This is a genomic window from Thermococcus sp. (genome assembly GCF_027011145.1).
Taxonomy (GTDB): Archaea; Methanobacteriota_B; Thermococci; order Thermococcales; family Thermococcaceae; genus Thermococcus.
In genome coordinates, this window is record NZ_JALVAO010000015.1 from 83808 (window position 1) to 104411 (window position 20604).

Below are 20604 nucleotides of genomic sequence, written 5' to 3' on the forward strand. Positions count from 1 at the left end.
GGAAGATGAGAAAGCTCTTAACCCTGCTCTTAGTTTTGGTCGTGCTCTCAGCCGGATGCATAGGCGGGGGCTCAAATAACGCAACGACCGTGGGCGGGAATACAACTCCAGTGAAAACCAGCTCAACACAGGTTTCAACTACCAGTCCAAAGAAGGAATCCTCAATAAATCCCCTTAAAGCCCTTGAGGCGATAAAACAGTACACCTACGAGGAAAACGCGACGGCCGAGCTAAACATAGAGATGAAAACCGGGAACATCACCCAGAGGACTAACGTAAGTCTCGTTGTATACGAAAGGGGATACGTGGATCTCGAGGACAAAAGGGCCCGGATAGAGACGAGAACAACGACCCTGCCAGACAACGTGACCCTCAACACGACCTGGGTAATCATAGGCCAAAAGGTCTACGTGGAGAACTTCGGGAACGTCACCGTCGAGAACGACACTTCATTCTGGAAAATTAACCCGGTTTCACTGGCGAGGGAACTCCTCAGGCTCAAACCCGTGGGCAACTACACCGAGAACGGCACGCTGGTTCTCACGTATTCCGTCCCCGGAGAACTGATAATCCCCCTCGCGGAGCTCTACTTCACGACGCCGGACATGAACACAACGGTTACAGACGCCACCGCGGAGCTGTACTTCACCGAAAAGGGCTTTACCGGAATGAAGCTAACCTATGAGATTGTTGCAACGACCACAACGGCCGGCCTTGGAGGAGAAATCAGCGTCAGGGAAAAGGGCCTGTGGAGGGGCAAAATCGAAATAACCTCCGTAAACGAAAAGAAGGAAGTCAAGGCGCCGTCTACCTGAGCTCCACTACATCAAAGGTGTTGTAGGCCAAATCAACCAGGAGGAGCTTGTTGAGCAGGGGCTCCCCAAGGCCCGTCAGGAGCTTTATTACCTCCATCGCCTGAATTGAACCTACAACCCCGGCCGTCGCGCCGATTATGGGGAACTTCCCCTTCTTTTCCCTGACACTCGGGAAAATCTCGCGGAGGCTCTTGGTTTTTCCGGGGAGGATTGTCGTAACCTGACCAAAAGTCCCCTCGACGGCACCGTGAACGAGCGGGATTCCCTTTTTCTGGGAGTATTCATCCAGGAGAAAGCGCGTTTCAAAGTTGTCGAGGCAGTCAACTATGACGTCAACGCCATTGAGAACCTCCCCGATGTTGTCGCGTGTTAGTCTTCCCACGAAGGTCTCTATTTTTATGTCGGAGTTGAAACGCTCCAGCTTCCATTTGGCGGAGAGGGGCTTTGGATTCCTGCCTACGTCCTCCTCCCAGTGGAGTATCTGCCTGTTCAGGTTGCTGAGTTCAGGTTCCTGCTCGTCTATCAAAAGGAGCGTGCCCACCCCAGCGGCGGCGAGGTAATAGGCAACGGGACTACCGAGACCGCCGACGCCGACGACGGCCACCCTGGCTTGTTTAAGCTTCTCCTGACCCTCAACCCCAAAGACCATTATCTGCCTGTCGTACCTTTCCAGTTCCCTATCGCTCAGCATCTCAACCACCGCTCACCGGTGGGAATATTGCAACAATGTCACCATCGCGGAGAACCTCGTCAAAGCGAACGTAACGGCCGTTTCTGGAGACGTTTACGTCGGCCAAATCGTCCTCCTCGGCGAAGACCTCGTTTTTCAGAACCGGATGCCTCTCCTTGAGAATCTCGATGAGTTCCCTAACAGTTATCCCGTCTGGAACCTCAAGTTCCTCCTCGCTTTTGCCAACCAGGGAGCGGTAGCGCGCGAAGTAGCGGACGGTGACTTTCATGCCAACCACCGGGAAAAGTTGGAGGGGAAGTTAAAAAGGGTTTGGCGGTAAGTTAGTAGTTTGAGCTCACGTTATTCTCTGAGAGAGTACTTTCCGAGGCAGTTCGATTTTTAGCCAGAGGAACGTTAGGATGTAGTGCAAGGTTATGAGAGGCACCAGAGATACTAAAAAACCAAACTGCTCCACCAGAGCCAAGGGCGCAAGCAACGGGTAGGGAAGTTTAAGTAGATAATAATATCTTCGGCACTTCGCATCGGGTATTTTCTTTGACTCAAAATAAAAAAGAAACGCCAGATAAACACCAAAATATCCAATCAGGACTGACACTATTATCCCGACCCTATAAAACAATGCAATGGCCATTAATGTGACCAACAGTGGCAACATAACGCTCTGAGATTTAATGCTTCGCTCCCGCAAACCGGTATAATCGGCGTCAAAGAACACCACAGTTATGGACGTGAAAACGGCCACCACAAAGGCACTCAAAAGGGGACTGGCACCATTACGGGAGAATCCCGCCAAAAGAGAAACAAATATCTCACCAAAGATTAAGATGGGTCAGCGTCCTGTGGATTGACTTGCTTATCTTCAGATTGACCAGTGAAATGAAAAGAAGGATATAAAGCAGGTACTCCCAGACCATGTGAATCACCTTCCTCTAGACCCTTCCAATGCCCTAACAAATTGTATTGAGGGGATTTAAACCTGGCTTTTAAAGTTCTTTCTTGCTACATTCAGCAAAGCGTTGGAAGATGATGAAAGCGCGAAAGGAACCTCCAATTGCCATTAACTCCCCGGTAAATCTACAGAGAATAAAGAGGGCCCAATCTTTCCAGAACATTACTGAGATTCACGTAACACGAGACGTGTGTATTCTCTTTTGAGCACGTAAGCGTAGAGCACCGCCCACAGAATATTACTCAGATAAGTGCTAAGCTTGGGAGGATTATCAACGACATATGCTAGATAAAATACAACAAAGCCACTTACCAGCACAGGAGTGGGTAGTTTCTTTGTACTAAGAACCCACCAAACCTCCACACCCCAGAGCAGAGCCAGGGAGACCTGGATGAATATGGAGGGCTTAAGAATCCCGCAATAGCTCCAGCAGTAGGCGTTTAAAAGAGCCTCAAACAACAACAGCGCTAGCGGAAGTAAAAGGAGGATGGTGAACATAAAGTTATCCCACGTGAAATCTTTCATCCGTCCTCTCCCCGGTGTATATCATTTCCACCGATGCAACTGAACATAGTAATATAAACTTTTCCCAACCAAAGCACGTCAAAAAGTCCCGTGTTTTCAAACCTAACTTACCTTCAGGTAATCTCGCATTTCAGACCAAATTCCCATCATAAGCAATAGATAGTTAAGACCCAAAGACGGCCCAAGCAACCCCAACACGAGAACGCCCAGCCCGAATCCAATCAAATATCCCAGCAACTTACTTTTCGAGAGGAAAGTGTATGTCCACGAAACAGGCCTATAAATGAAAAACGAGAAAATAATCATGGCTACGGCAAAAATCAAATCCTTCCACGTTGAAACGGCGAGCATAGCGTATCCCACCGAGAACAGCAACAGGACGAACCACACATGCAAACTCACAATTTCCTCTTCCCCAAATTCTTTTGCAAGGGCCTTATTTATGAGTTCTCTCTTGAATATCCAGTAATAGGCCACCCAGAAATATGCGGGAAAAATATACAGAAGTGTTTGAAGATTCCTTGAGCCATATTTAAGCCCGCGGGTGAAAAAATAAAGAGAAACAAAGAAGGAAACCAAGGTAAGTAGTTTGTTAGGTATCTCCATAACTCATCCCCCTATAATGTTATTGCTATCACTGTCGGACGGTCTCGGCCCAAAGAACCAATCATGAAAATCTGCAATGCCCAGAATGAGATTTATTGGACCCCATATTGCTTTCCCAAGAGTTTTTGCACCTGTTTTAGTTGTAATTTTTGTTGGAGTTTTGAGGAGAGCAAGTACATCTCTTATATCATTAGGGACTTTTTTACCTCTTATTAACTCAGAGACTACAGCCTTGCCCCTCTTTGCAGTTTTAGCTAGCTCTTTAAGATCTGAGGGCGTAACAATTTCAAACGTGTCACTAATCGATATTCCATTATCAAACTTAACGGTTACGAGATAGTAGTACCCAGCAAACCTGTCCTTAAAGCTCTCCTTGAAAACCCATCTGTCGATTGGGTCCCACGGTCTCTCTCCAAAGTAGTAGTTTGCCAGAGCATCATCGATTTTTATTGAGAATGACAAGCTGTGAGTATAGTGGGGGATCAACTTTATTTCCTCCTGCTCTACCCAGACACTACTTAGATTTACCGGCCACACTTTCTTACCCCCAAAGTCAATCTCCTTCAGATGTAGAGTTATATTCTTTTGCTTTACTAAGGTCAAGTGAACAGTACAATGGGCTTCATCATCAATGGCCACAGTATCCGGACAGTCCATTGTGACGATAACAGGCCCGGACTGAACAACATTAACCTTTGCACTAGCCATCTCTACACCACCAATTATAAGATGTAGAGTCATATTCTTTGAAACGTGCTCTAGGGTAAAGTTCTGAACCATAGTTCTGTCGTGCCCGATAGTGAGTACTCTACCATTAATAGTATAGTCAGGCTCAAAAATTTCGCAAGGATATGTAATTGGTCCTGCTACAGAATAATCCTTTTTAGGCCACAGGATTAGACCACGGTCATCAACTACCTTGATAGTTCCCTGATAAAAGCACTCATTAGAATTATGGTTCTCAACCCTTATTTTCACGCTCACCGCCCCATCAACATTAACAGGATTGGGAGCAACATCAAGCCAGGCATACAACCCATCAGGGTCCCTAGCAACTTTCAAACTGCCACTCCACGAGTCCTCCCATAGCTCCTGCCCATTCACAAGCCTGTAGAGCTTAACAGTGTAATTGTGTTCTCCCGCCTGAGCAACCCAGTAAAGAGTCACGGAAGCACCGGAAGTGCTAACGTTAACCGGCTTCGAATCCCTAAGCTTACCATCGATATAAAGCTTAACCAAAGCCCTCTGAGTGCTTGGATACCTGTTGCCTATTTTGACATTAAAGCCCACCGTATCCCCTTCCTTTGGATAATCCTTCTCGGGAGTCGCGTTGATTATCCAGAGCCTATAATCGTTTGAACTTCCAGAACTTGCGCTTACGTGAACTGTTCCACTAACGGTTTTAGAGTTATTTCCAAAGTAAAAAGTCACTGAATACCTGTAGTCACCAGCTTTAGGATACGAAACAGTCGCTATAGTGGTCGTTGAAGATGATGAAGCTCCAACTGTGAGATTGCCCGAGTAGTGCATCGTTGAAACCACGCCGTTCTCGTCGGGGAGGTCAAGGTGTGCCTTCCAGTAACCCCTAATGGCAACATTATTACTATTCTCAACCGAGAGCTTAAACGTAACATGACCACCAGCCGAAACGGAGGAAGGTTGAGGAGTTAAATAGACATGAACGTTGCTTGCTTGGAGGAAGTCATCGTAGGTGACCCTGAAGTAGAAGGATTTTGAAAGCTCCTGTTCTCTGGGTCCGGAGGCTGGAACTGGAGAAGTTGAAGCTGAGGAGGGCGAAACAGGAGCTGAGTTAGGGGTTGGAGAATCCGTAGAAACGTAGGTTATCTTAATGTTTCCATTAATCACAACACTGTCCCCAGGGGCCGTTATGGTGTCCGAACTGATGAAAGTTTTTGACTCCCACTGGTGCTGGCCGGTAGCTAGGGTTGAGTAGTGGATAGAATCTGTTCCATCCGGAGTTGTGAGAGCAATGCTCACATCCGAAATCTGGTTCCTCTCAACCGAGAACTCGACTCTTACCTTGTACTCCACGTGGCCGTCCGGACGGAGACTCTTCTCAAGGGTTACTTGAACGCCGTCGATGTACCCGTAGTTGCTGTTAACATTTAGGGCCATATCAGTCGGCTGGGAAGTACTGGACTGGAGTGAGGGAAGCGTCTCCCCGGAAGTGGAGAGGGCAACGTCACACTTACCAGGAAGGCATGGAAGTATAGGAGACGGTGAAGGAGAAGGTTGTGGGAAGGCACTCTGCTTAACATAGGTAACGAGTGCATCCTTAAGCTCCGCAACTTCCCTGTTGAGCATCGCCTTGACCTCTGGATTGTTGTTTCCAAGTTTAATTGCATTAACTAGGACATAAACCCTGCGGACTTGCTTGTAAGCTTCGAGAGCATTAGGCCAGTAGTAGTCCTTTGTGTAGAGGGCAAGTTGGTTGTTCACGATTCCGTTTTCGGCAACATCACGGACAATAATGCCTCCACCGCTCACGGTCGTCAGGGGAGAACCAAGGAGCAGGGAATCCATACCCTTCACAAGGGAATCAAGATAGAAGGACATTCCGTTCACATCACCGGAGAGGTAGGCATGGTAGAACTTCGACCACTGGTTTGCAAGGTCAGGAACGACTTGTTTTTTGGCGTTCTTGTAGGTATTCATTGCGTCGGATTCCGACTTCCCGGGGTTTGACCACTTCCACTTTTCAAGTGCCCACGTTTCGTAGTCAGCGTATTTAAAACCTACGAGCACAAATGCCCGGGAGAAGTTCGTGAGAAAACTCCCCATGTCGAAACCGCCGGTTATGTTGTCGGCGTTTTTGGCTATGTACTCCTCAAGGGCCTTAATCTCCTCGTCGGTCCAACCCTGGGCCTTCAACTCGTTTACGGTCTCCTCAGGAAGGCCATTTTTGCTGATGTTCTCTGCCATCCTTCTCAGCTCATCGGCAGAGTAGTAGAGTTTTACACCGGATTTCTTCAGCTCCTCCAGAGCAAGCCAGATTTGGGCGGAAATGTTGGCGGAGTTGAGCTCGCCCTCTCTGGAGTTGTCTATCAGCCTTCTGGCAAGGGTTGCGTTGGGATTTCCGCTGGAGAGGCTCTCGTTGAAGGAAACGACAAGGTAGGCCTCATTGTTGAGGATTCTCCAGAAATCATCGTACACTTTGTTGTCACTAACCTCGGTTGCCAGAACCAGCGGTGTCAACATTAGTGCCCCATAGACCAGAGCACCCACCATCATTCCTATTATTAACACTCCAAACCATCGTCTCATATGACCACCGAGCATTGGAAAAAGAATGCACTAAAAAAGTTTTCTTTTGCAATTTTGATTACTCGTACAAAATCACAAAACAACATTGGAAAACTGACGAAAAGTAAATCACCAGGGGACGCTCTTCCAGCCCATCTTGTAGGCGAAGTAGTTAGCTCCCCAGTGGATAAAGGGCGAGACAACGAGTAGGAATATAATCTGACCGCTGGAAAGGGTTTTTACCGGATAGGCGAAGGCAAGTGCACTTATCAAGAAGCCGAGCTGGTCGAGGCCTATGGCCGGAGCACCCCTCGGCAGGTTAGCGCGCCTCTTGAAGAAACTACCAACTAAGTCACCGAAGAGGGCTCCAAAGGAGAGCAGGAAAGCGAGCTTCACCGCCGTCGAGAGGCTCCCATAAAAGCCCGGCGTTATGAAGTACTGGATTACCCCAACGAGGGTCCCTATGGTAACGCCCCCTATAAAGCCCCTCCATGTCTTTCCATCGCCGAGGAGCCTCCTTCCGTCCCTCCACTTTCTCCCGCCGTCTATCGGCCTTCCACCACCAACTAGAACCGGTGAAGCGTTTGCAAAGTAAGCGGGAAGGATGTACCAGAAGGCCCAGAACAACGACTCCAGCCCCATTATACCACCAAAGTGAGAAGTCGGGAACCTTTTATAAGGGTTGGGGCGCTATTTTATGAAAAGGGTGGTTGCCATGATAAAGAAACTCATCGGGATAATAATCCTGATTATAATCCTCTGGGGAGTATACGTTGCCTACTCAGTTACGACTTCACCGCCCGTCTTCAAGGCCCGCTGGGGTCAGGTCACCGAGGAAAAGACGGAAATAGTAATCACAGGGAAGTTTCAGAGGCCCCTTCTGGTTCCGGCAAAGGTTGACAACCTGACGATGTACTTCACCGGCGTCAAGGTAGCGGAGCTGGAGAAGTTCGACTACAACCCGACTAAAACAAACGTAACCCTCGTTATTGCCCTCAGCAACCCAAACCTGATTAGGGCCTTCGCCAATTATCTAAACGGGGGACAGAAGGGATACTTTGAGATAGACATAGCCGGAAAGGCCCTGAGCGTTATACCATTCAACTTCAAGGTGAAGGAAAACTTCACAATGGACATCCTCGACAAGCTAAACTTCACGGCCGAGAGCAAACCGGTCCTCGGCGGACTGGCTGAAACACCAGCACTCCTTGGAACGAAGGTTAGGTGGCTCGGCGAAGAAAAGAACAAAGGCCGTCTGGACGTTGAGATGCTCCTATACAACCCGAACTCGTTCCCGATTCCGGTAACAAACCTGACCTTCAACCTCTACGCGAACGGAATCAAAATAGGAACCGGCTACCTCAAAGAGGGCAAGATTATCCCGGCGAACGGTTATGCGAAGCTCGACGCCATCGTGGTGATAGACGAGAACCAACTGCCCAAGGTCTGGGCAATCCACGTCAGGAACGGAGAGAGGAGCAAAGTTGACGTCGAGATAATGCTGTCAGCGAACCTCGCCGGAAGGAGCATAGAGATACCACTGAAAACGGAGAGCGTGGAGGTGCAGACCCACATCATGGAGGACATCAACAAAGCACTGGAGAACATCACGAGAAGATGAACTTTTTAAGTCCCTTTCCTTTTCTCCTACGGTGGGCGAGATGAAGGTTAAAGAAATCCACGAGTTTCTGAACAGGATGTGGGGGGATATATTCACGCTCAACGAGGAGCTAAAGCGCGAGCTTCCCGAGAGGGGGTTTAAGGTTGAAGACGTCGAGGAGGTCTTCGGGGCCTACGTCTTCATAGACGGAAGCTGGGAGGTCATGAACTATCCACATCCTGCCTTCGAGGTAAAGCCCCAGATTGAGGTCGGCGCAACGCCGGAGAACTACTATTTCGTCGTTGCAATTCCAAAGGAACGGCTGAGCGAGGGCTTTCTGGGCCTCTTTCTGGAGCTCTTTCCGAGGAGCTTCATCTACGGTTCCGAGAACTTCCTGAGCGATTTCTACAACTGGAGAAGGGACGGAAGGGTTTCGCCGAGGGAAGTCATTGAAAGGATTGAAGAAAGCGATGAGAAGGTCCTCCAGTTTGAGGCCAACTTCGGAAGCGTTGAAGCGCTTAAAAAAGGCCTTGCGAGGCTGATTGACCTTGGACGGGAGTGGGAAATCTTCGACCTTTGAGGCCTTTCCGGCGGAGCTGAGGGACTACTACAGGAGACTCTTCGGGGGGGAAGCGGAGGAGATAATGACCTCCCTGAGGACTCCTGTGGAGAAATACTACATCCGTGTTAACACCCTGAAGACCAGCAGGGAGAAGCTGATGCGAATCCTCAGGAGGGAAGGTTTGAAGCCCCGGAGGAGCCCGTACCTCAAGGAGGGGATATACTTCGAAAGGGAGGGGCCGAACTTCCCAGATGATTACGAGCCGGGTTTACCCGTGGTGAGAGCCAACAAGTTCGCGAGCGAGAGCGTCTATCAGGGTGCCAACCTCTATGCCCCGGGCGTCCTCCAGGCGGATAAGGGGATAAAGCCGGGCGACGAGGTGGAGATTAGGGACCCCTGGGGGCTTCTCGTTGGAATAGGCATTGCTAGAATGAGCGAGAAGGAGATGGTCGTCTCGACGAGGGGCCTGGCCGTTGAGGTAACGTTGCCCAAGTTCAAACTTCCCAGTCTGAGCGAACTTGAGAGCTTTAAGGAGGGCCTTTTCTACGCCCAGAGCCTTCCCTCCATGGTAACCGCGAGGGTCCTTGAGCCGAGCGAGGAAGATTTAATAATCGACATGGCGGCCGCTCCGGGCGGAAAAACCTCTCACATAGCCCAACTCATGCAGAACAGGGGCGAGATTATAGCGATTGACAAATCGCGCAACAGGCTGAGGAAGATGGAGGAAGAGCTAAAAAGGCTTGGCGTAAAGAACGTGAAGATGATAAGAATGGACTCCCGAAAACTGCCGGAGCTCGGGATAAAGGCCGACAAGATACTCCTCGATGCCCCCTGCACCGCGCTTGGGATAAGGCCAAAACTATGGGAGAGCAGAACCCCAAAGGATATAGTGGCAACGGCCAGGTATCAGAGGGCCTTCATATGGGCGGCCATAAAGTCCCTGAGGAAAGATGGGGTTCTGGTTTACTCGACGTGCACAATCTCGCTGGAAGAAAACGAGGCCAACGTGAAGTTCATGCTGGAGAAGGGCCTGAAACTTGAGGAACAGGGTCTCTTCATAGGTTCAAACGGAATAGGGCTTGAAAAAGTCCAGAGGTTTTATCCTAACAGGCATCTAACACAGGGTTTCTTCATAGCCAAGCTCAGGAAGGTGTGACCATGAAGAAAAAATATTCCCTCCTCGCCCTTGGAATAGCGATAATCGCGCTCCTGCTCTGGTGGGCGGGGATAGGGGAGGTAGCCGAGATACTGAAGAAGGCAAGGGGAGAGTATCTAATCCTCGCAGTCATTATGTACTCCATGAGTCTAGTGACGTGGGGCCTGCGCTGGAGGGTTCTGCTCAAGGCCCTCCACGTCGATGCCAGCTTCACAAAGATACTCCTGGCCCTACTCGCGGGAATCTTCGTGAACAACATAACCCCTGGGGCGAGGGGCGGGGGAGAGCCAGTAAGGATGTACTTTCTGGCGAAAGAGACCGAGAAGCCCTACGGTCAGGTCTTCGCAACGGTGATGATGGACAGAATACTTGATTTGGTTCCGGTTATAGTTATGCTCGGTATCTCAACGGCCTACGTTTACAAACTCGGCTCGCTTTCGCTAACCCTAATCCTCGTTCTCCTTGACATGGCCTTCGCTGGGCTTATACTCTTCACCCTAGGAATACTGCTCAGCGAGAGAAAAACCAAGGGCGCTCTCTGGTGGTTTTTCAGGCTGTTTGAAAGGATTACCCCCAGAAGGGCGGACAAATACCGGGAAAGGTTCAAGAGAATTGTTGAAGAAGACGTCCCAAGGTTCCAGAACGATTTTAGATTCCTCATCAAACACAAGGGCACGTTTGCGCTCGCGCTGGTGTATTCAACGGCGTCCTGGATTTTCACCGTGCTGAGGACATACTTCGTTTTTAGGGCGATAAACTTTCCGATTTCTCTGGTAGACGTCATGGTCGTTCAGATGGTGGGCATAGTAATTGGTATGATAAGCGTAATTCCCGGCGGTGCTGGGATAATAGAGACGGTCAACTCAGGCATCTACGTTATCCTCGGAATAAACAAAGAAATAGCCGTAACGGCGACTCTCCTTGATAGGCTAATCTCCTACTGGGCTCCGACTGCAATTGGGGCGGTTGTAACTACCCACTTCGGTGCAAAGCTCAGAAGAAAAAGTTTAATTGGAAAAAGGTAAACAATGGGTTACCATGAAGTTCGGCGTCGTCGCGCGAAGGGACAGGGCAGAGGCGTTAAAGCTGGCCTACAGGGTGTACGACTTCCTGAAGGTTAGCGGGTACGATGTTGTTGTTGACGAGGACACCTACAGGTATCTGAAGGAGTTCGAGGAAGGCGATGTTCTCCCGCTGGAGGAGTTCGACGTTGATTTCATCATCGTCATAGGTGGCGACGGGACCATTCTCAGGGTGGAGCACAAGACGAAGAAGGACATTCCTATCCTGGGAGTTAACATGGGGACACTTGGCTTTCTCACCGAGGTAGAACCCCACGAGACGTTTTTTGCGATAAGCAAGCTCATCGAAGGAGAATACTACATAGACGAGCGCATAAAGCTGAGGGCCTACCTGAACGGAGAAGAGAAAGTCCCCGATGCACTCAACGAGGTTGCAATCCTGACCGGAATACCGGGCAAGATAATCCACCTCCGCTATTACATAGACGGCGGACTCGCAGATGAAATCCGCGCGGACGGGCTGATAATTTCAACTCCCACCGGTTCCACCGGCTACGCCATGAGCGCAGGCGGGCCCTTCGTTGACCCAAGGCTTAGCGTTACTGTGATAGCCCCCCTGGCACCGATAGCTCTGAGCTCCAGGCCGATGGTGGTTCCGGCTGAAAGCAGGATAGACGTGAGGAACATGGCCCTGACCAGGGAGATTGTTCTGGCGATAGACGGGCAGTTCTACACCTATCTTCCCCCCGAAACGGAAATAAGGATAGAGAAATCACCGAGAAAGGCCAAGTTTGTCCGCTTCACGAGGGAGATATACCCAAAATACACGATGAAACTCAAGAAAAGATTTTAGAGTGGCTCGAACTCCTTGAGGAGGAGGGCCTTCTCCTGCTCGCTTAGAACCGAGTCGTCGATGAATATTACGAGGCCGGACCCACTCTGAAGTACAACGTGGTCCTTTAGGTTCGCGAGGAACTTGAAAACCGTTCTGAAGTCGTTGTATAGGAGGAGATACTCCACGCAGTCTATCAAAACGACCGAGCCGGGCCTGTCTCTAACGAACCTGAGAATTACGTCGTGGAGGACGTGGAGGGCGGTTGGCTTTATCCCACCCTCAACCTGCGTTACCCACACCGTTGAAACGTTTTCAAAACCCTGATACATCGATGGGGACCGGGTAACGGCCAGAACAGGAAAGTCAGCATTCTTGAGGAGCTCTATAACGTCCAAAAACCTGTTCTTGGAGAAGACAACGTGAGCACCAAGGGGGGATTTTTTTACACCCTTTGGGGGAGATGGGATGTACTTGTTCTCAACGAGCTTGATGTAGTAAACGACCGTATAAACAACGCCAACGATTGACACAAAGTACAGAACGACTTCAGCCTTGGTGGCAATGTTGGTACAGCAGAAGTCATCAACGAGGTCAAAAATCCTCCCGAGTTCGGCCAGTCCGAGAAAGATGACCGAATACTTCACCATCGTGTTCAAATCCGGGTCATACTTGTTCATTCTCCTGAGCATGAAAACAAAGGCGTAACCTATTGCAAGAAGCAGTATAACGTCAATCACAAACACGTAAACCGGAACAATCAGTCCCATGTCACCTCGACCTCGTCGGTTCTGAACCTCTGCTTGACGACGGTTTCCTCAAGGGAAAACCTGATTCCCGCTTTGAACATCCTCAGACCTGTGTAAGCTATCATCGCGCCGTTGTCCCTGCAGAGGTCGTAGGGCGGGACGAAGAACTCAACGCCCCTGTCCTCGGCCATAATCCTGAGCATCTCCCGGAGCCTGTTGTTCGCGGCAACGCCCCCAACTAGCACAACCTCGTCTTTGCCCGTGTGCGCTATAGCCCTCTCGGTGACCTCAACCAGCGCTGAAAAGGCCGTCTCCTGGAAGGAATAGGCCAGGTCCTCAACGCGGTACTTTCCAGTACGGTATTTCCTGACCGCCTCGGTGAGAACGCCGGAGAAACTCAAATCCATGCCCTTTACGGCGTAGGGAAGCTCTATGTATCTCTCCCCCTTCAGAGCGAGCCTCTCTATCTTCGGGCCTCCGGGAAAGCCTATGCCAAGCTCCCTAGCAAAGGTGTCTATGGCGTTGCCTATGCCTATGTCAAGGGTCTCTCCGAAAACACGGTAGCGACCGCCCTCTAAGGCGAGAACCTGCGTGTTGCCACCGCTGACGTACAGACCGACCGGGTCCTTAACGCCGAACATTTTGGTGATTTCCACGTGGGCTATGCAGTGGTTCACCCCCACTATCGGCTTTCCATAGCGTATCGCCAGCGCCCGCGCGGCCGTGGCAACGACGCGAAGGGCCGGCCCGAGGCCGGGCCCCTGGGAGAACGCTATAATGTCAACGTCCTCAATCGTTATTCCTGCATCATGGAGGGCCTTCCTGAGAAGGGGTTTGAGGAGCCTCGCATGGTGTTCGGCGGCTTCCTTGGGGTGGATTCCGCCCTTCTCGGTTGTTAGAGTATCAAATACGTTGGCCAGAACTTCCTTCTCGGTGACGATTCCAATGCCAAGGGTGTGTGCGGTTCCCTCTATACCTAAAGCTATCATCGTCACCACTGTTGGTGGAGGTATTAAAAAGGTTACCCGAATTGCAGGGAAGAGAGAAAAATCACTACAATCTTTCCGAGAGCCATTTCAAAGCCCTCGCCGCCCGCTCCGGGGTGGGGAAGTTCTTTATTCCAGCCTTTTCCAGAAGTCTAACGCCGTCCTTAACGAGCTCACCGGCCATGAAGTTGACTACAATCGGCTTGTCGCAGTCGGCCTCGATGATTGCTCTTGCTATCTCCTCGCTCGGGATGAATATCGGGGGAACGCAGATGATTAAGAGAGAATCGACGTTCTCATCCCTGCAGACCGTCTCGATGGTTCTCTTATAGCGCTCGTAGTCGGCGTCGGCTATGAGGTCTATTGGATTTTTCACCGAGCATTGAGATGGAAGGAAGGAACGGAGTTTTTGAGTTGTTTCATCGCTCAGCTTTGCAATCTCAAGGCCCAGTTTTTCGAGCTTATCCGTTGCCAGAACACCCGGCCCACCTGAGTTCGTGATTACGGCCACGCGCTTTCCTGCTTTGGAGTACATCTCGAAGGCTTTAGCTGCGTCGAAGAGCTCCTCCATTTCCTCGACCTCTATGGCCCCGGCCTGTTTAAAGGCCGCGCGGTAGATTTCATAGCTTCCCGCGAGAGAACCCGTGTGGGAAGCGGCCGCTTTCGCACCGCTCGCGCTCTTTCCGGCCTTGAGGATTACCACGGGCTTTTTCTCGCTCGCGTAGCGGAGCGCCTTCAGGAAGCGCCTGCCGTCTCTCACTCCCTCGATGTAGAGGGCTATGGCCTTTGTATTTTCATCGTCGGCGAAGTATTCTAAAAAGTCGCTCTCGTTCAGGTCAGCGGCATTTCCATAGGAAACGAAAGCGGAAAATCCTATCCCCTCTTCATTCCCCATAGCTAAAGCCGCGCCACCGAAGGCACCGCTCTGGCTGATTAGAGCCAGACCCCCGGGTCTTACGCGAACCTCGAAGGAACCGAAGAACTTCCCGTGGACCCCGAAGATGCCGGCGCAGTTGGGGCCTATGATTCTAACGCCGTGCTTTTTAGCCCTCTCGACGAGTTTTCTCTCCAGTTCATCGTTCCCGACCTCTGAAAAGCCCGCCGAGATGACGACGGCACCCTTGATGAGAGGGCCTATCTCATCTATCAAAGACGGAACGATTTTTGCGGGAACAGCGATTATTGCCGTGTCCACCGGCTCGTCGAGTTTCTCCCGTATCTGGAAGGTTCTCCCGGTAACTTCAACGGTTCCGCCCTTAGGATTTACTGGGATTATCTTACCCTCGAAGCCACCCTCAACGATGTTCCTGAGGATTTCGTAGGCTATCGCGCCCCTCTTGAAGGACCCGAAAACGGCTACGCTTTGGGGATAGAAAAAGAAGTCAAGGTTCATTCTCGCCACCCTCCTGAGGGATTTCGTCTGCTCTCTCCGAGGAGGGTTCGGTTTCCCCTCCAGTTTCTTTAAGTCCGGTATCACTTTCTCCGGAACCGGAAGCCCGGGACCTCCTTCTGAGGAAGAATACAAGAACCGCGATGAGCACCACTCCAAGGCCAGCGAGGGCGTAGAGGTAGGTGTTTTTCTCCTCCTCGAACTCCATGATGAGAGTATTGTCAGGACCGAGCTGGTACCTTCCGCCGATTACCGTTATGTTATCGAACCTCCCGGGCAGTTTGAGAACAACGAGCCATTTTGTGTAACGCCAGCTCTTCTTTACAGAAACCTGGGGCTTGACAACCCCAATCACCTTGAGGCCGTTGGGTATCTTCGAGGCCGAGATGCTCAATGGATGCATGGTCTGCCTGAACGACTCAAGGAGGGTGCTCTCGACCGAGGGAGTCGCGTTGGCACCGATGAATGTCGCGTTGAAGTAAACTAGCCCCTCCGTCGGGTCGAAAGAGACGTTGAGATATCTCTTTGTAGAGTTAAGGAACTGAACGAGCCTGTAAACCGGGTTGTATAGCTTTATCATGGGGAAGTAGTCCCCGTCCTCCCAGACGGCAACGTTATCAACGAGCTCCTTGGGGGCGGGAACGAGAGTGTAGATGTCGTAGTTTCTCGGCAGAACCACCGTGAACCGTTTCCACTGGAAAGGATAGACAACCCCCAGAAATTTCATTGTCATCGAGCCGTAGTAGGGACAGGACAGGTATTTCCCATTTTCGTTCACAAGAAACGGCGCCAGAGTGAAGCGAACGACAGCACGCCACTTTCCGGTGACCTGAACCGGCCCCCCGGGGGGAACGTATATGACAGCACTCAGGTTGGAGCCCTGAAGCTTGTCGTTTATGAAGTCCTTGAAGCTCCCATAAACAACGCCATAAACGAGGTTCGCAAACTCCTTGGTGGCGTTTGTTTCGTTCTCCTTTGCTAGAGAATTGTAGTAGTCGATGAACGTCCTGTTGACGAGGGTTGCCTCAATCGTGAAGGAGCCGGCCCAGACCAGTGAGCCGTTAACGTTCATCTGGGAAACCCTGAGGAACACGTTGATATCAAATAGGTTGATGGACTTCGTATCTTCAGCCGAAACCCACGCGGGAACGGCAGAAAGGATAATCATGACGGCGAGCAGAGCGGAAAGCTTCCTCATGCCACCACCCAAGTGGACTCAGAAGGGGCGATAAAAAAGCTTATTGGTCTGTCCTTCTAAGTTCCCAGCATGGAAAAGAAGTTCATGAAAGTCGTAGTGGGCGGGACCTTCGACAGGCTCCACCTCGGCCACAAAGCCTTACTGAGGAAGGCCTTTGAGGTCGGCAAATATGTCTACATAGGCCTAACCTCGGACGAGATGATTAGAAACAAGCCCTACGCCGAGAAAATCCTCCCCTACGAGGTTAGGCTCAGAGATCTGCTCAAGTTCCTCGACGTTAACGGATACTCCAACTACAGGATAATCAAAATCCACAACGCCATAGGCTTCGCCGGGGAGATGAAGAGCCTTGAGGCCATAGTTGTCAGCGAGGAAACCTACAAGGGGGCGCTCGTGGTCAACAAAGCCAGAGCCGAGAGGGGCCTCAAACCCCTCGAGATAGTGGTCATCCCGATAATAAAAAGCCAGGTTGGGCCCAAAATAAGCTCCTCCCTCATAAGGGCCGGGCTAATTGACCCGTTTGGGAGACCCCTCCAGTGGAAACGGAACTCCCCGAAAGACGTTTAAGGGAGAAAAGCGTAACACCAACGGTGATACCTATGGCGAAGCTGAAGGAGCCGATTATAGCGATAAACTTCAAGACCTACATAGAGGCAACCGGGAAGAGGGCCCTGGAGATAGCCAAGGCCGCGGAGAAGGTCTGGAAGGAGACGGGAATAACAATAGTCGTTGCACCACAGCTCGCGGACCTCAGGATGATAGCGGAGAGCGTTGAAATCCCGGTCTTTGCCCAGCACATAGACCCGATAAAGCCGGGAAGTCATACGGGCCACGTTCTTCCCGAGGCAGTTAAGGAGGCAGGTGCAGTCGGAACGCTCCTCAACCACTCCGAGAGGAGAATGGTCTTAGCGGACCTCGAGGCGAGCATTAGGAGGGCAGAAGAAGTTGGGCTGATGACGATGGTCTGCTCCAACAACCCGGCAGTTTCGGCGGCAGTTGCGGCCCTCAATCCGGACTACGTGGCCGTTGAGCCACCAGAACTCATAGGAACTGGCATTCCTGTCAGCAAGGCCAAGCCCGAGGTCATAACCAGCACCGTCGAACTGGTCAGGAAGGTGAACCCCGAGGTCAAGGTCCTTACAGGGGCGGGCATAAGCACGGGCGAAGACGTCAAGAAGGCCCTCGAGCTGGGAAGCGTCGGCGTTCTCCTCGCGAGCGGAGTTACCAAAGCCAAGGACCCGGAGAAGGCCATAAGGGATTTGGTCTCGTTGATTATCTAAATCCGCTTAACTTCGTCCATCCAGGAGAGCTTAAGATTTATAAAGTTCAATCTTTTGCATTTTTATCGGGTAGCCCCGTGGTGTAGCGGCCAAGCATGCGGGACTTTGGATCCCGCGACCCGGGTTCGAATCCCGGCGGGGCTACCATAGAAACTTTTTCCAAGCAAAAGTTTCAGCAAAATTCGCATGTCGCTTTTGGAAATTCCCAGTTTTAAGGGGATTTGCCCCTTCACCCGTAGGTTTTGCGGTGTTTCACTGCGAGAATAACGCCCGAAGGACGTCAAAAGAAGGGAAAACGGGCCTTAACATCGAGATTTTTGAGTTAAATCCGCCTCGAACTTGCAATTTTTGAGAGGACATGCAAACTCATTCCAAGCAATTTTGATGGAAGTTTATTCTTTGGTCAAACTTTGCTCAGCAAAGTTTGCTAAAACGCAAACTCCTCGACGCTAAAGCTGTCCATAACCCTGTCAAAGTCACTCTCAGGGGTGTAGATAAACCCACAGCGGGTGCACTTCAAAACGCCGTTCTCCTCACTAAGGGGAGCAAAACAGACCGGACAGCGGTATTCATCCCGCCTCAGGGAATCGTAAACATCGTCCCTCATGACGAGGACGTTTAAGTCGTTCTCCCAGTCCTCGTGGAGAAGCCCCCAGTAAGGTGTCTCAACTGGATAGAAGTCTTCAAGGATAAGCGCCTTAATCCCGATTCCTCTAACGCCGGGAGGAAGGCTCTCCGCCGGTTCTATCGCAACAACGTACTGGTTGTAGAACTCTATGTTCTCAGCTCTGATTGTTAATCCTCTCGAGAGCCTCGAACGGAGGGGGAACAGCTGGAGAAACAGGCTCTCCCGCTCAACGTCCCAGCTCGCGCTTAGTGAAACGCCTCCCTTCGTGAAGAACTGCGTAACGTACTGGTCACCGCTCTCCTCCCCGGCAAAGGAAAAACCGAGCTTCCTCATTGCCCGGGCTATAAAACCTGGCCTGGGAAGCTTTTGATAGCCAATTAGATACTCCCCTAACCATCCAGCTAAGGGCATGGAGTAGCCGATGAAGGCCTGCCTCTGGACGCGCAGGTAGGCAACGCTGGGAACGAGCTTGAACTGGTTCATCAAAGAAAATTGACGGTCAAAGTATAAATAGCTAACTCCCGAAGAACTCGTCGAGGCTTATGCTCTTCCTTTTCTTGGCCTTAGCGCGTTTCTCCTTCTTGACCTCCTCCTTAAGTTCCTTCGATTTTTCGACCACTTTGGACTTCTTCTCAACGGGTTTCCCTTTGTCCCGCTTTCCATTTCCGTTGAAGCTTTCCAGGTAGCCGTTCTTTCCGTTTGAATGGCCGGTTCTTTCCTTAATCATCTTTTCACATACATCCGCTGAAAAACCGAGTAAAGTCCTCTGCTTTTCCGGTAGAACGTTCTCGAAGAGCGTCTTTATGTCCTTCTCGGTCAGGCAAATCCTCTGCCTCGTGTAGTCTTTGACCTTATATCTGGTAACCAGCATCTTCGCCGTTGGCAAATACTTCTCGACCGCGCCTTTGCTTACCGTCAGGACTATCTTCCCGCCACACTTGGGGCACTTTCCTGTCAGCGGTGGCCTCCTGTATTTGGTGTTGCACTTCACACAGCGGAACTCCTGTCTGGTGAAGCTCCTGAGGTTGCCCCTCAAGTCCGGAATCAGGTGGGAGTTAAGTATTGTCTCAGCGACGTGGTGTTCATCAACCGCGCGAATCCTCTCGGCCAAAGCCAGCTGTCTTTCAACCTTCTCCACCATGTCGCCGAGCTGTTTGTAGAGGCTCATCTTCGGGCCAAGGCCAATATCGTCGGTGTCGTGGGTGAACTTTATGCCCTCGTACATCTCAGGTTTGCCGAGTCTATCCTCGACGCGCTCGATGAACTTGATTTCCTTAGGAGATTTCATCTCATAGGTAGCCCTGTAGAATTCCAGCGGGTAGTACCTAACCACGTCCATGTTGTGGACCTCGCTGTCCACTTCCCTCGGGTCTAGACGGGTCGTAACTACCAGTGGCGCGTCCATCTTTCCACCGCGCTTCTCCGGGAGGTAATACTTGCTGAAGTTCAGCAGGGCATCAAGAAGGAGCATTACAGCGTCTTCGTCGCCGTCGCAGTTCCTCCTCTTCGCGGCGTGGTAATACGGATGAGCGTAACCGACGAGAACGTCGGAGAAGCCTATAATTCTTCCAATGATTCCGGCCGATGTGTGGGGGGCGAGGCCTATGACAAGGTGCCCTATCAAATCCTCCATCTTCTCGGCGTTGTAGAACCTCGGTAAACCGTAGAACTTCTCTAGGAGATCGTCGATGAAGCGCGCGACCTTCAGGAGGTATTTTCCCGCTTCATAGGAGAGTATAACGTCCTGAACCTTAAGTTCAACTATCTGGTCGTCTCTCTCGAGTGGCTTACCCTCGAAGTCGTGGGTATAGCCGAGCTCCCTCAACTTCTCAACGCTCACGCCAATCTCTTTGGGCTTGAAGTGGGTTATGGGCGCATCCGTGGCGTCAAAACGAATAGTACCATCTTTAAAGACGTAAACGTCGTTCTTAACCCTCAAAAGACCCTTTTCAAGGGGTTCCGCCATTTTATAGCCCGAAGTCATTCCCTTGACGCCCTTGAGCCTGTCTATTCCGTAAACCTTCACGTTGTCCATGGCACGTCTGAGCAGTTCGGAGGGCTTTATCTTCCTCTCCGCATAAGGCCTCAGCTCAACGTCACAACGCGGACAGCGGAAGTTGAATTCCTTGGCTTCCCCCTCAGGATAGTCGGCGTTGCACTTTGGACAGTGCCAGAGGAGTTCCTTTCTCGCCCCACAGACGGGGCAGAGGTGCTCCGGGCCGATATGGCCACAGTTAGGACACTTAAAGAAGGCTATCTCCACTTTGGCCGTTTTGCCCTCTTCCGCGGCCTTCTTTATGTCCCTGCTTGGGCCTCCGGCAAGGCCAATCGGGAAGAGCACCTGAACCGGG

21 protein-coding genes and 1 tRNA gene are annotated in these 20604 nt (G+C 51.0%); 9 read left to right on the forward strand and 13 right to left on the reverse strand.

The features are described from left to right. The first annotated feature begins 5 nt into the window (after positions 1–5). Positions 6–815 (forward strand): hypothetical protein, encoded by an 810-nt coding sequence (locus tag MVG27_RS01570; RefSeq protein ID WP_297547924.1) that lies wholly within the window; start codon positions 6–8, stop codon positions 813–815. On the opposite strand, the gene MVG27_RS01575 is transcribed toward MVG27_RS01570, so the two are convergent. The 7 genes from MVG27_RS01575 to MVG27_RS01605 all read right to left on the reverse strand — a co-directional run bounded on the left by MVG27_RS01575 (position 808) and on the right by MVG27_RS01605 (position 7492). After that, positions 808–1506, reverse strand: coding sequence for a ThiF family adenylyltransferase (locus tag MVG27_RS01575; RefSeq protein ID WP_297547926.1), 699 nt, complete (start codon positions 1504–1506; stop codon positions 808–810). The genes MVG27_RS01570 and MVG27_RS01575 overlap by 8 nt on opposite strands. Position 1507: 1 nt before the next feature. Beyond that, the gene (locus MVG27_RS01580; RefSeq protein ID WP_297464727.1) at positions 1508–1774 is read right to left on the reverse strand and encodes a ubiquitin-like small modifier protein 1; all 267 of its coding nucleotides are present in this window, start codon (positions 1772–1774) and stop codon (positions 1508–1510) included. 66 nt (positions 1775–1840) lie between these two features. Beyond that, a complete protein-coding gene (locus MVG27_RS01585) occupies positions 1841–2251 on the reverse strand; it encodes a hypothetical protein (RefSeq protein WP_297555991.1) in 411 nt (136 codons plus the stop codon). Positions 2252–2617: 366 nt separating this feature from the next. After that, positions 2618–2980 carry a hypothetical protein gene (locus tag MVG27_RS01590; protein ID WP_297547930.1) on the reverse strand — a complete coding sequence of 121 codons (363 nt, stop codon included), beginning with the start codon at positions 2978–2980 and terminating at the stop codon, positions 2618–2620. A 102-nt stretch (positions 2981–3082) separates the two neighbouring features. Further along, positions 3083–3586: a hypothetical protein gene (locus tag MVG27_RS01595; RefSeq protein WP_297547932.1), complete on the reverse strand. Its 504-nt coding sequence runs from the start codon at positions 3584–3586 to the stop codon at positions 3083–3085. Positions 3587–3589: 3 nt separating this feature from the next. Next, the gene (locus tag MVG27_RS01600; RefSeq protein ID WP_297547934.1) at positions 3590–6871 is read right to left on the reverse strand and encodes a hypothetical protein; all 3282 of its coding nucleotides are present in this window, start codon (positions 6869–6871) and stop codon (positions 3590–3592) included. Between the two features lie 108 nt (positions 6872–6979). Then, positions 6980–7492: a CDP-2,3-bis-(O-geranylgeranyl)-sn-glycerol synthase gene (locus MVG27_RS01605; RefSeq protein ID WP_297547936.1), complete on the reverse strand. Its 513-nt coding sequence runs from the start codon at positions 7490–7492 to the stop codon at positions 6980–6982. A gap of 55 nt (positions 7493–7547) precedes the next feature. Here MVG27_RS01605 and MVG27_RS01610 point away from each other — a divergent pair, with 55 nt between their 5' ends. From MVG27_RS01610 to MVG27_RS01630, 5 genes are read left to right on the forward strand one after another with little or no spacing between them, the layout of a single operon-like run. Beyond that, entirely contained in the window at positions 7548–8471 is a 924-nt protein-coding gene (locus MVG27_RS01610) for an LEA type 2 family protein (RefSeq protein WP_297547939.1), read from the forward strand. Positions 8472–8511: 40 nt separating this feature from the next. Beyond that, positions 8512–9030 carry a DUF3201 domain-containing protein gene (locus MVG27_RS01615; protein WP_297547959.1) on the forward strand — a complete coding sequence of 173 codons (519 nt, stop codon included), beginning with the start codon at positions 8512–8514 and terminating at the stop codon, positions 9028–9030. Continuing rightward, the gene (locus MVG27_RS01620) at positions 8999–10168 is read left to right on the forward strand and encodes an RsmB/NOP family class I SAM-dependent RNA methyltransferase (protein ID WP_297547941.1); all 1170 of its coding nucleotides are present in this window, start codon (positions 8999–9001) and stop codon (positions 10166–10168) included. The genes MVG27_RS01615 and MVG27_RS01620 overlap by 32 nt, the downstream gene beginning before the upstream one ends. A gap of 2 nt (positions 10169–10170) precedes the next feature. Beyond that, entirely contained in the window at positions 10171–11193 is a 1023-nt protein-coding gene (locus tag MVG27_RS01625) for a lysylphosphatidylglycerol synthase transmembrane domain-containing protein (protein WP_297547943.1), read from the forward strand. Positions 11194–11206: 13 nt separating this feature from the next. Next, positions 11207–12043, forward strand: a complete 837-nt coding sequence (locus tag MVG27_RS01630) for an NAD(+) kinase (protein ID WP_297470868.1) — start codon at positions 11207–11209, stop codon at positions 12041–12043. Here MVG27_RS01630 and MVG27_RS01635 read toward each other — a convergent pair. From MVG27_RS01635 to MVG27_RS01650, 4 genes are all read right to left on the reverse strand, one after another. Then, complete coding sequence (locus MVG27_RS01635) at positions 12040–12792, reverse strand: DUF835 domain-containing protein (protein WP_297547945.1); 753 nt, start codon at positions 12790–12792, stop codon at positions 12040–12042. The genes MVG27_RS01630 and MVG27_RS01635 overlap by 4 nt on opposite strands. Next, positions 12783–13760, reverse strand: a complete 978-nt coding sequence (locus MVG27_RS01640) for a bifunctional N(6)-L-threonylcarbamoyladenine synthase/serine/threonine protein kinase (RefSeq protein ID WP_297547947.1) — start codon at positions 13758–13760, stop codon at positions 12783–12785. Before MVG27_RS01640 ends, MVG27_RS01635 begins: the two co-directional genes overlap by 10 nt. 64 nt (positions 13761–13824) lie before the next feature. Next, positions 13825–15150, reverse strand: a complete 1326-nt coding sequence (locus tag MVG27_RS01645; protein ID WP_297547949.1) for a CoA-binding protein — start codon at positions 15148–15150, stop codon at positions 13825–13827. Further along, a complete protein-coding gene (locus MVG27_RS01650) occupies positions 15140–16345 on the reverse strand; it encodes an LPXTG cell wall anchor domain-containing protein (protein WP_297547951.1) in 1206 nt (401 codons plus the stop codon). Before MVG27_RS01650 ends, MVG27_RS01645 begins: the two co-directional genes overlap by 11 nt. Positions 16346–16414: 69 nt before the next feature. Here MVG27_RS01650 and coaD point away from each other — a divergent pair, with 69 nt between their 5' ends. The 3 genes from coaD to MVG27_RS01665 all read left to right on the forward strand — a co-directional run bounded on the left by coaD (position 16415) and on the right by MVG27_RS01665 (position 17772). Continuing rightward, complete coding sequence (gene coaD, locus MVG27_RS01655; RefSeq protein ID WP_297547953.1) at positions 16415–16912, forward strand: phosphopantetheine adenylyltransferase; 498 nt, start codon at positions 16415–16417, stop codon at positions 16910–16912. A 32-nt stretch (positions 16913–16944) separates the two neighbouring features. Then, positions 16945–17625, forward strand: coding sequence for a triose-phosphate isomerase (gene tpiA / locus MVG27_RS01660; protein WP_297555994.1), 681 nt, complete (start codon positions 16945–16947; stop codon positions 17623–17625). Positions 17626–17696: 71 nt separating this feature from the next. Then, a tRNA-Gln gene (locus tag MVG27_RS01665) sits at positions 17697–17772 on the forward strand. A 280-nt stretch (positions 17773–18052) separates the two neighbouring features. On the opposite strand, the gene MVG27_RS01670 is transcribed toward MVG27_RS01665, so the two are convergent. Both MVG27_RS01670 and polC read right to left on the reverse strand, forming a co-directional pair. After that, a complete protein-coding gene (locus tag MVG27_RS01670) occupies positions 18053–18739 on the reverse strand; it encodes a hypothetical protein (RefSeq protein WP_297550355.1) in 687 nt (228 codons plus the stop codon). Between the two features lie 28 nt (positions 18740–18767). Continuing rightward, on the reverse strand, positions 18768–20604 hold a 1837-nt coding region (polC, locus tag MVG27_RS01675), incomplete at its 5' end, for a DNA polymerase II large subunit (RefSeq protein WP_297555996.1).

Coding starts and splice junctions, on each gene's coding strand:
- MVG27_RS01615 (WP_297547959.1), top strand. CDS start 8,512: ATGAAGGTTAAAGAAATCCACGAGTTTCTGAACAGGATGTGGGGGGAT.
- MVG27_RS01595 (WP_297547932.1), bottom strand. CDS start 3,586: ATGGAGATACCTAACAAACTACTTACCTTGGTTTCCTTCTTTGTTTCT.
- MVG27_RS01580 (WP_297464727.1), bottom strand. CDS start 1,774: ATGAAAGTCACCGTCCGCTACTTCGCGCGCTACCGCTCCCTGGTTGGC.
- MVG27_RS01650 (WP_297547951.1), bottom strand. CDS start 16,345: ATGAGGAAGCTTTCCGCTCTGCTCGCCGTCATGATTATCCTTTCTGCC.
- MVG27_RS01645 (WP_297547949.1), bottom strand. CDS start 15,150: ATGAACCTTGACTTCTTTTTCTATCCCCAAAGCGTAGCCGTTTTCGGG.
- MVG27_RS01575 (WP_297547926.1), bottom strand. CDS start 1,506: ATGCTGAGCGATAGGGAACTGGAAAGGTACGACAGGCAGATAATGGTC.
- tpiA (WP_297555994.1), top strand. CDS start 16,945: ATGGCGAAGCTGAAGGAGCCGATTATAGCGATAAACTTCAAGACCTAC.
- MVG27_RS01640 (WP_297547947.1), bottom strand. CDS start 13,760: ATGATAGCTTTAGGTATAGAGGGAACCGCACACACCCTTGGCATTGGA.
- MVG27_RS01600 (WP_297547934.1), bottom strand. CDS start 6,871: ATGAGACGATGGTTTGGAGTGTTAATAATAGGAATGATGGTGGGTGCT.
- MVG27_RS01635 (WP_297547945.1), bottom strand. CDS start 12,792: ATGGGACTGATTGTTCCGGTTTACGTGTTTGTGATTGACGTTATACTG.
- coaD (WP_297547953.1), top strand. CDS start 16,415: ATGGAAAAGAAGTTCATGAAAGTCGTAGTGGGCGGGACCTTCGACAGG.
- MVG27_RS01630 (WP_297470868.1), top strand. CDS start 11,207: ATGAAGTTCGGCGTCGTCGCGCGAAGGGACAGGGCAGAGGCGTTAAAG.
- MVG27_RS01625 (WP_297547943.1), top strand. CDS start 10,171: ATGAAGAAAAAATATTCCCTCCTCGCCCTTGGAATAGCGATAATCGCG.
- MVG27_RS01590 (WP_297547930.1), bottom strand. CDS start 2,980: ATGAAAGATTTCACGTGGGATAACTTTATGTTCACCATCCTCCTTTTA.
- MVG27_RS01570 (WP_297547924.1), top strand. CDS start 6: ATGAGAAAGCTCTTAACCCTGCTCTTAGTTTTGGTCGTGCTCTCAGCC.
- MVG27_RS01605 (WP_297547936.1), bottom strand. CDS start 7,492: ATGGGGCTGGAGTCGTTGTTCTGGGCCTTCTGGTACATCCTTCCCGCT.
- MVG27_RS01610 (WP_297547939.1), top strand. CDS start 7,548: ATGAAAAGGGTGGTTGCCATGATAAAGAAACTCATCGGGATAATAATC.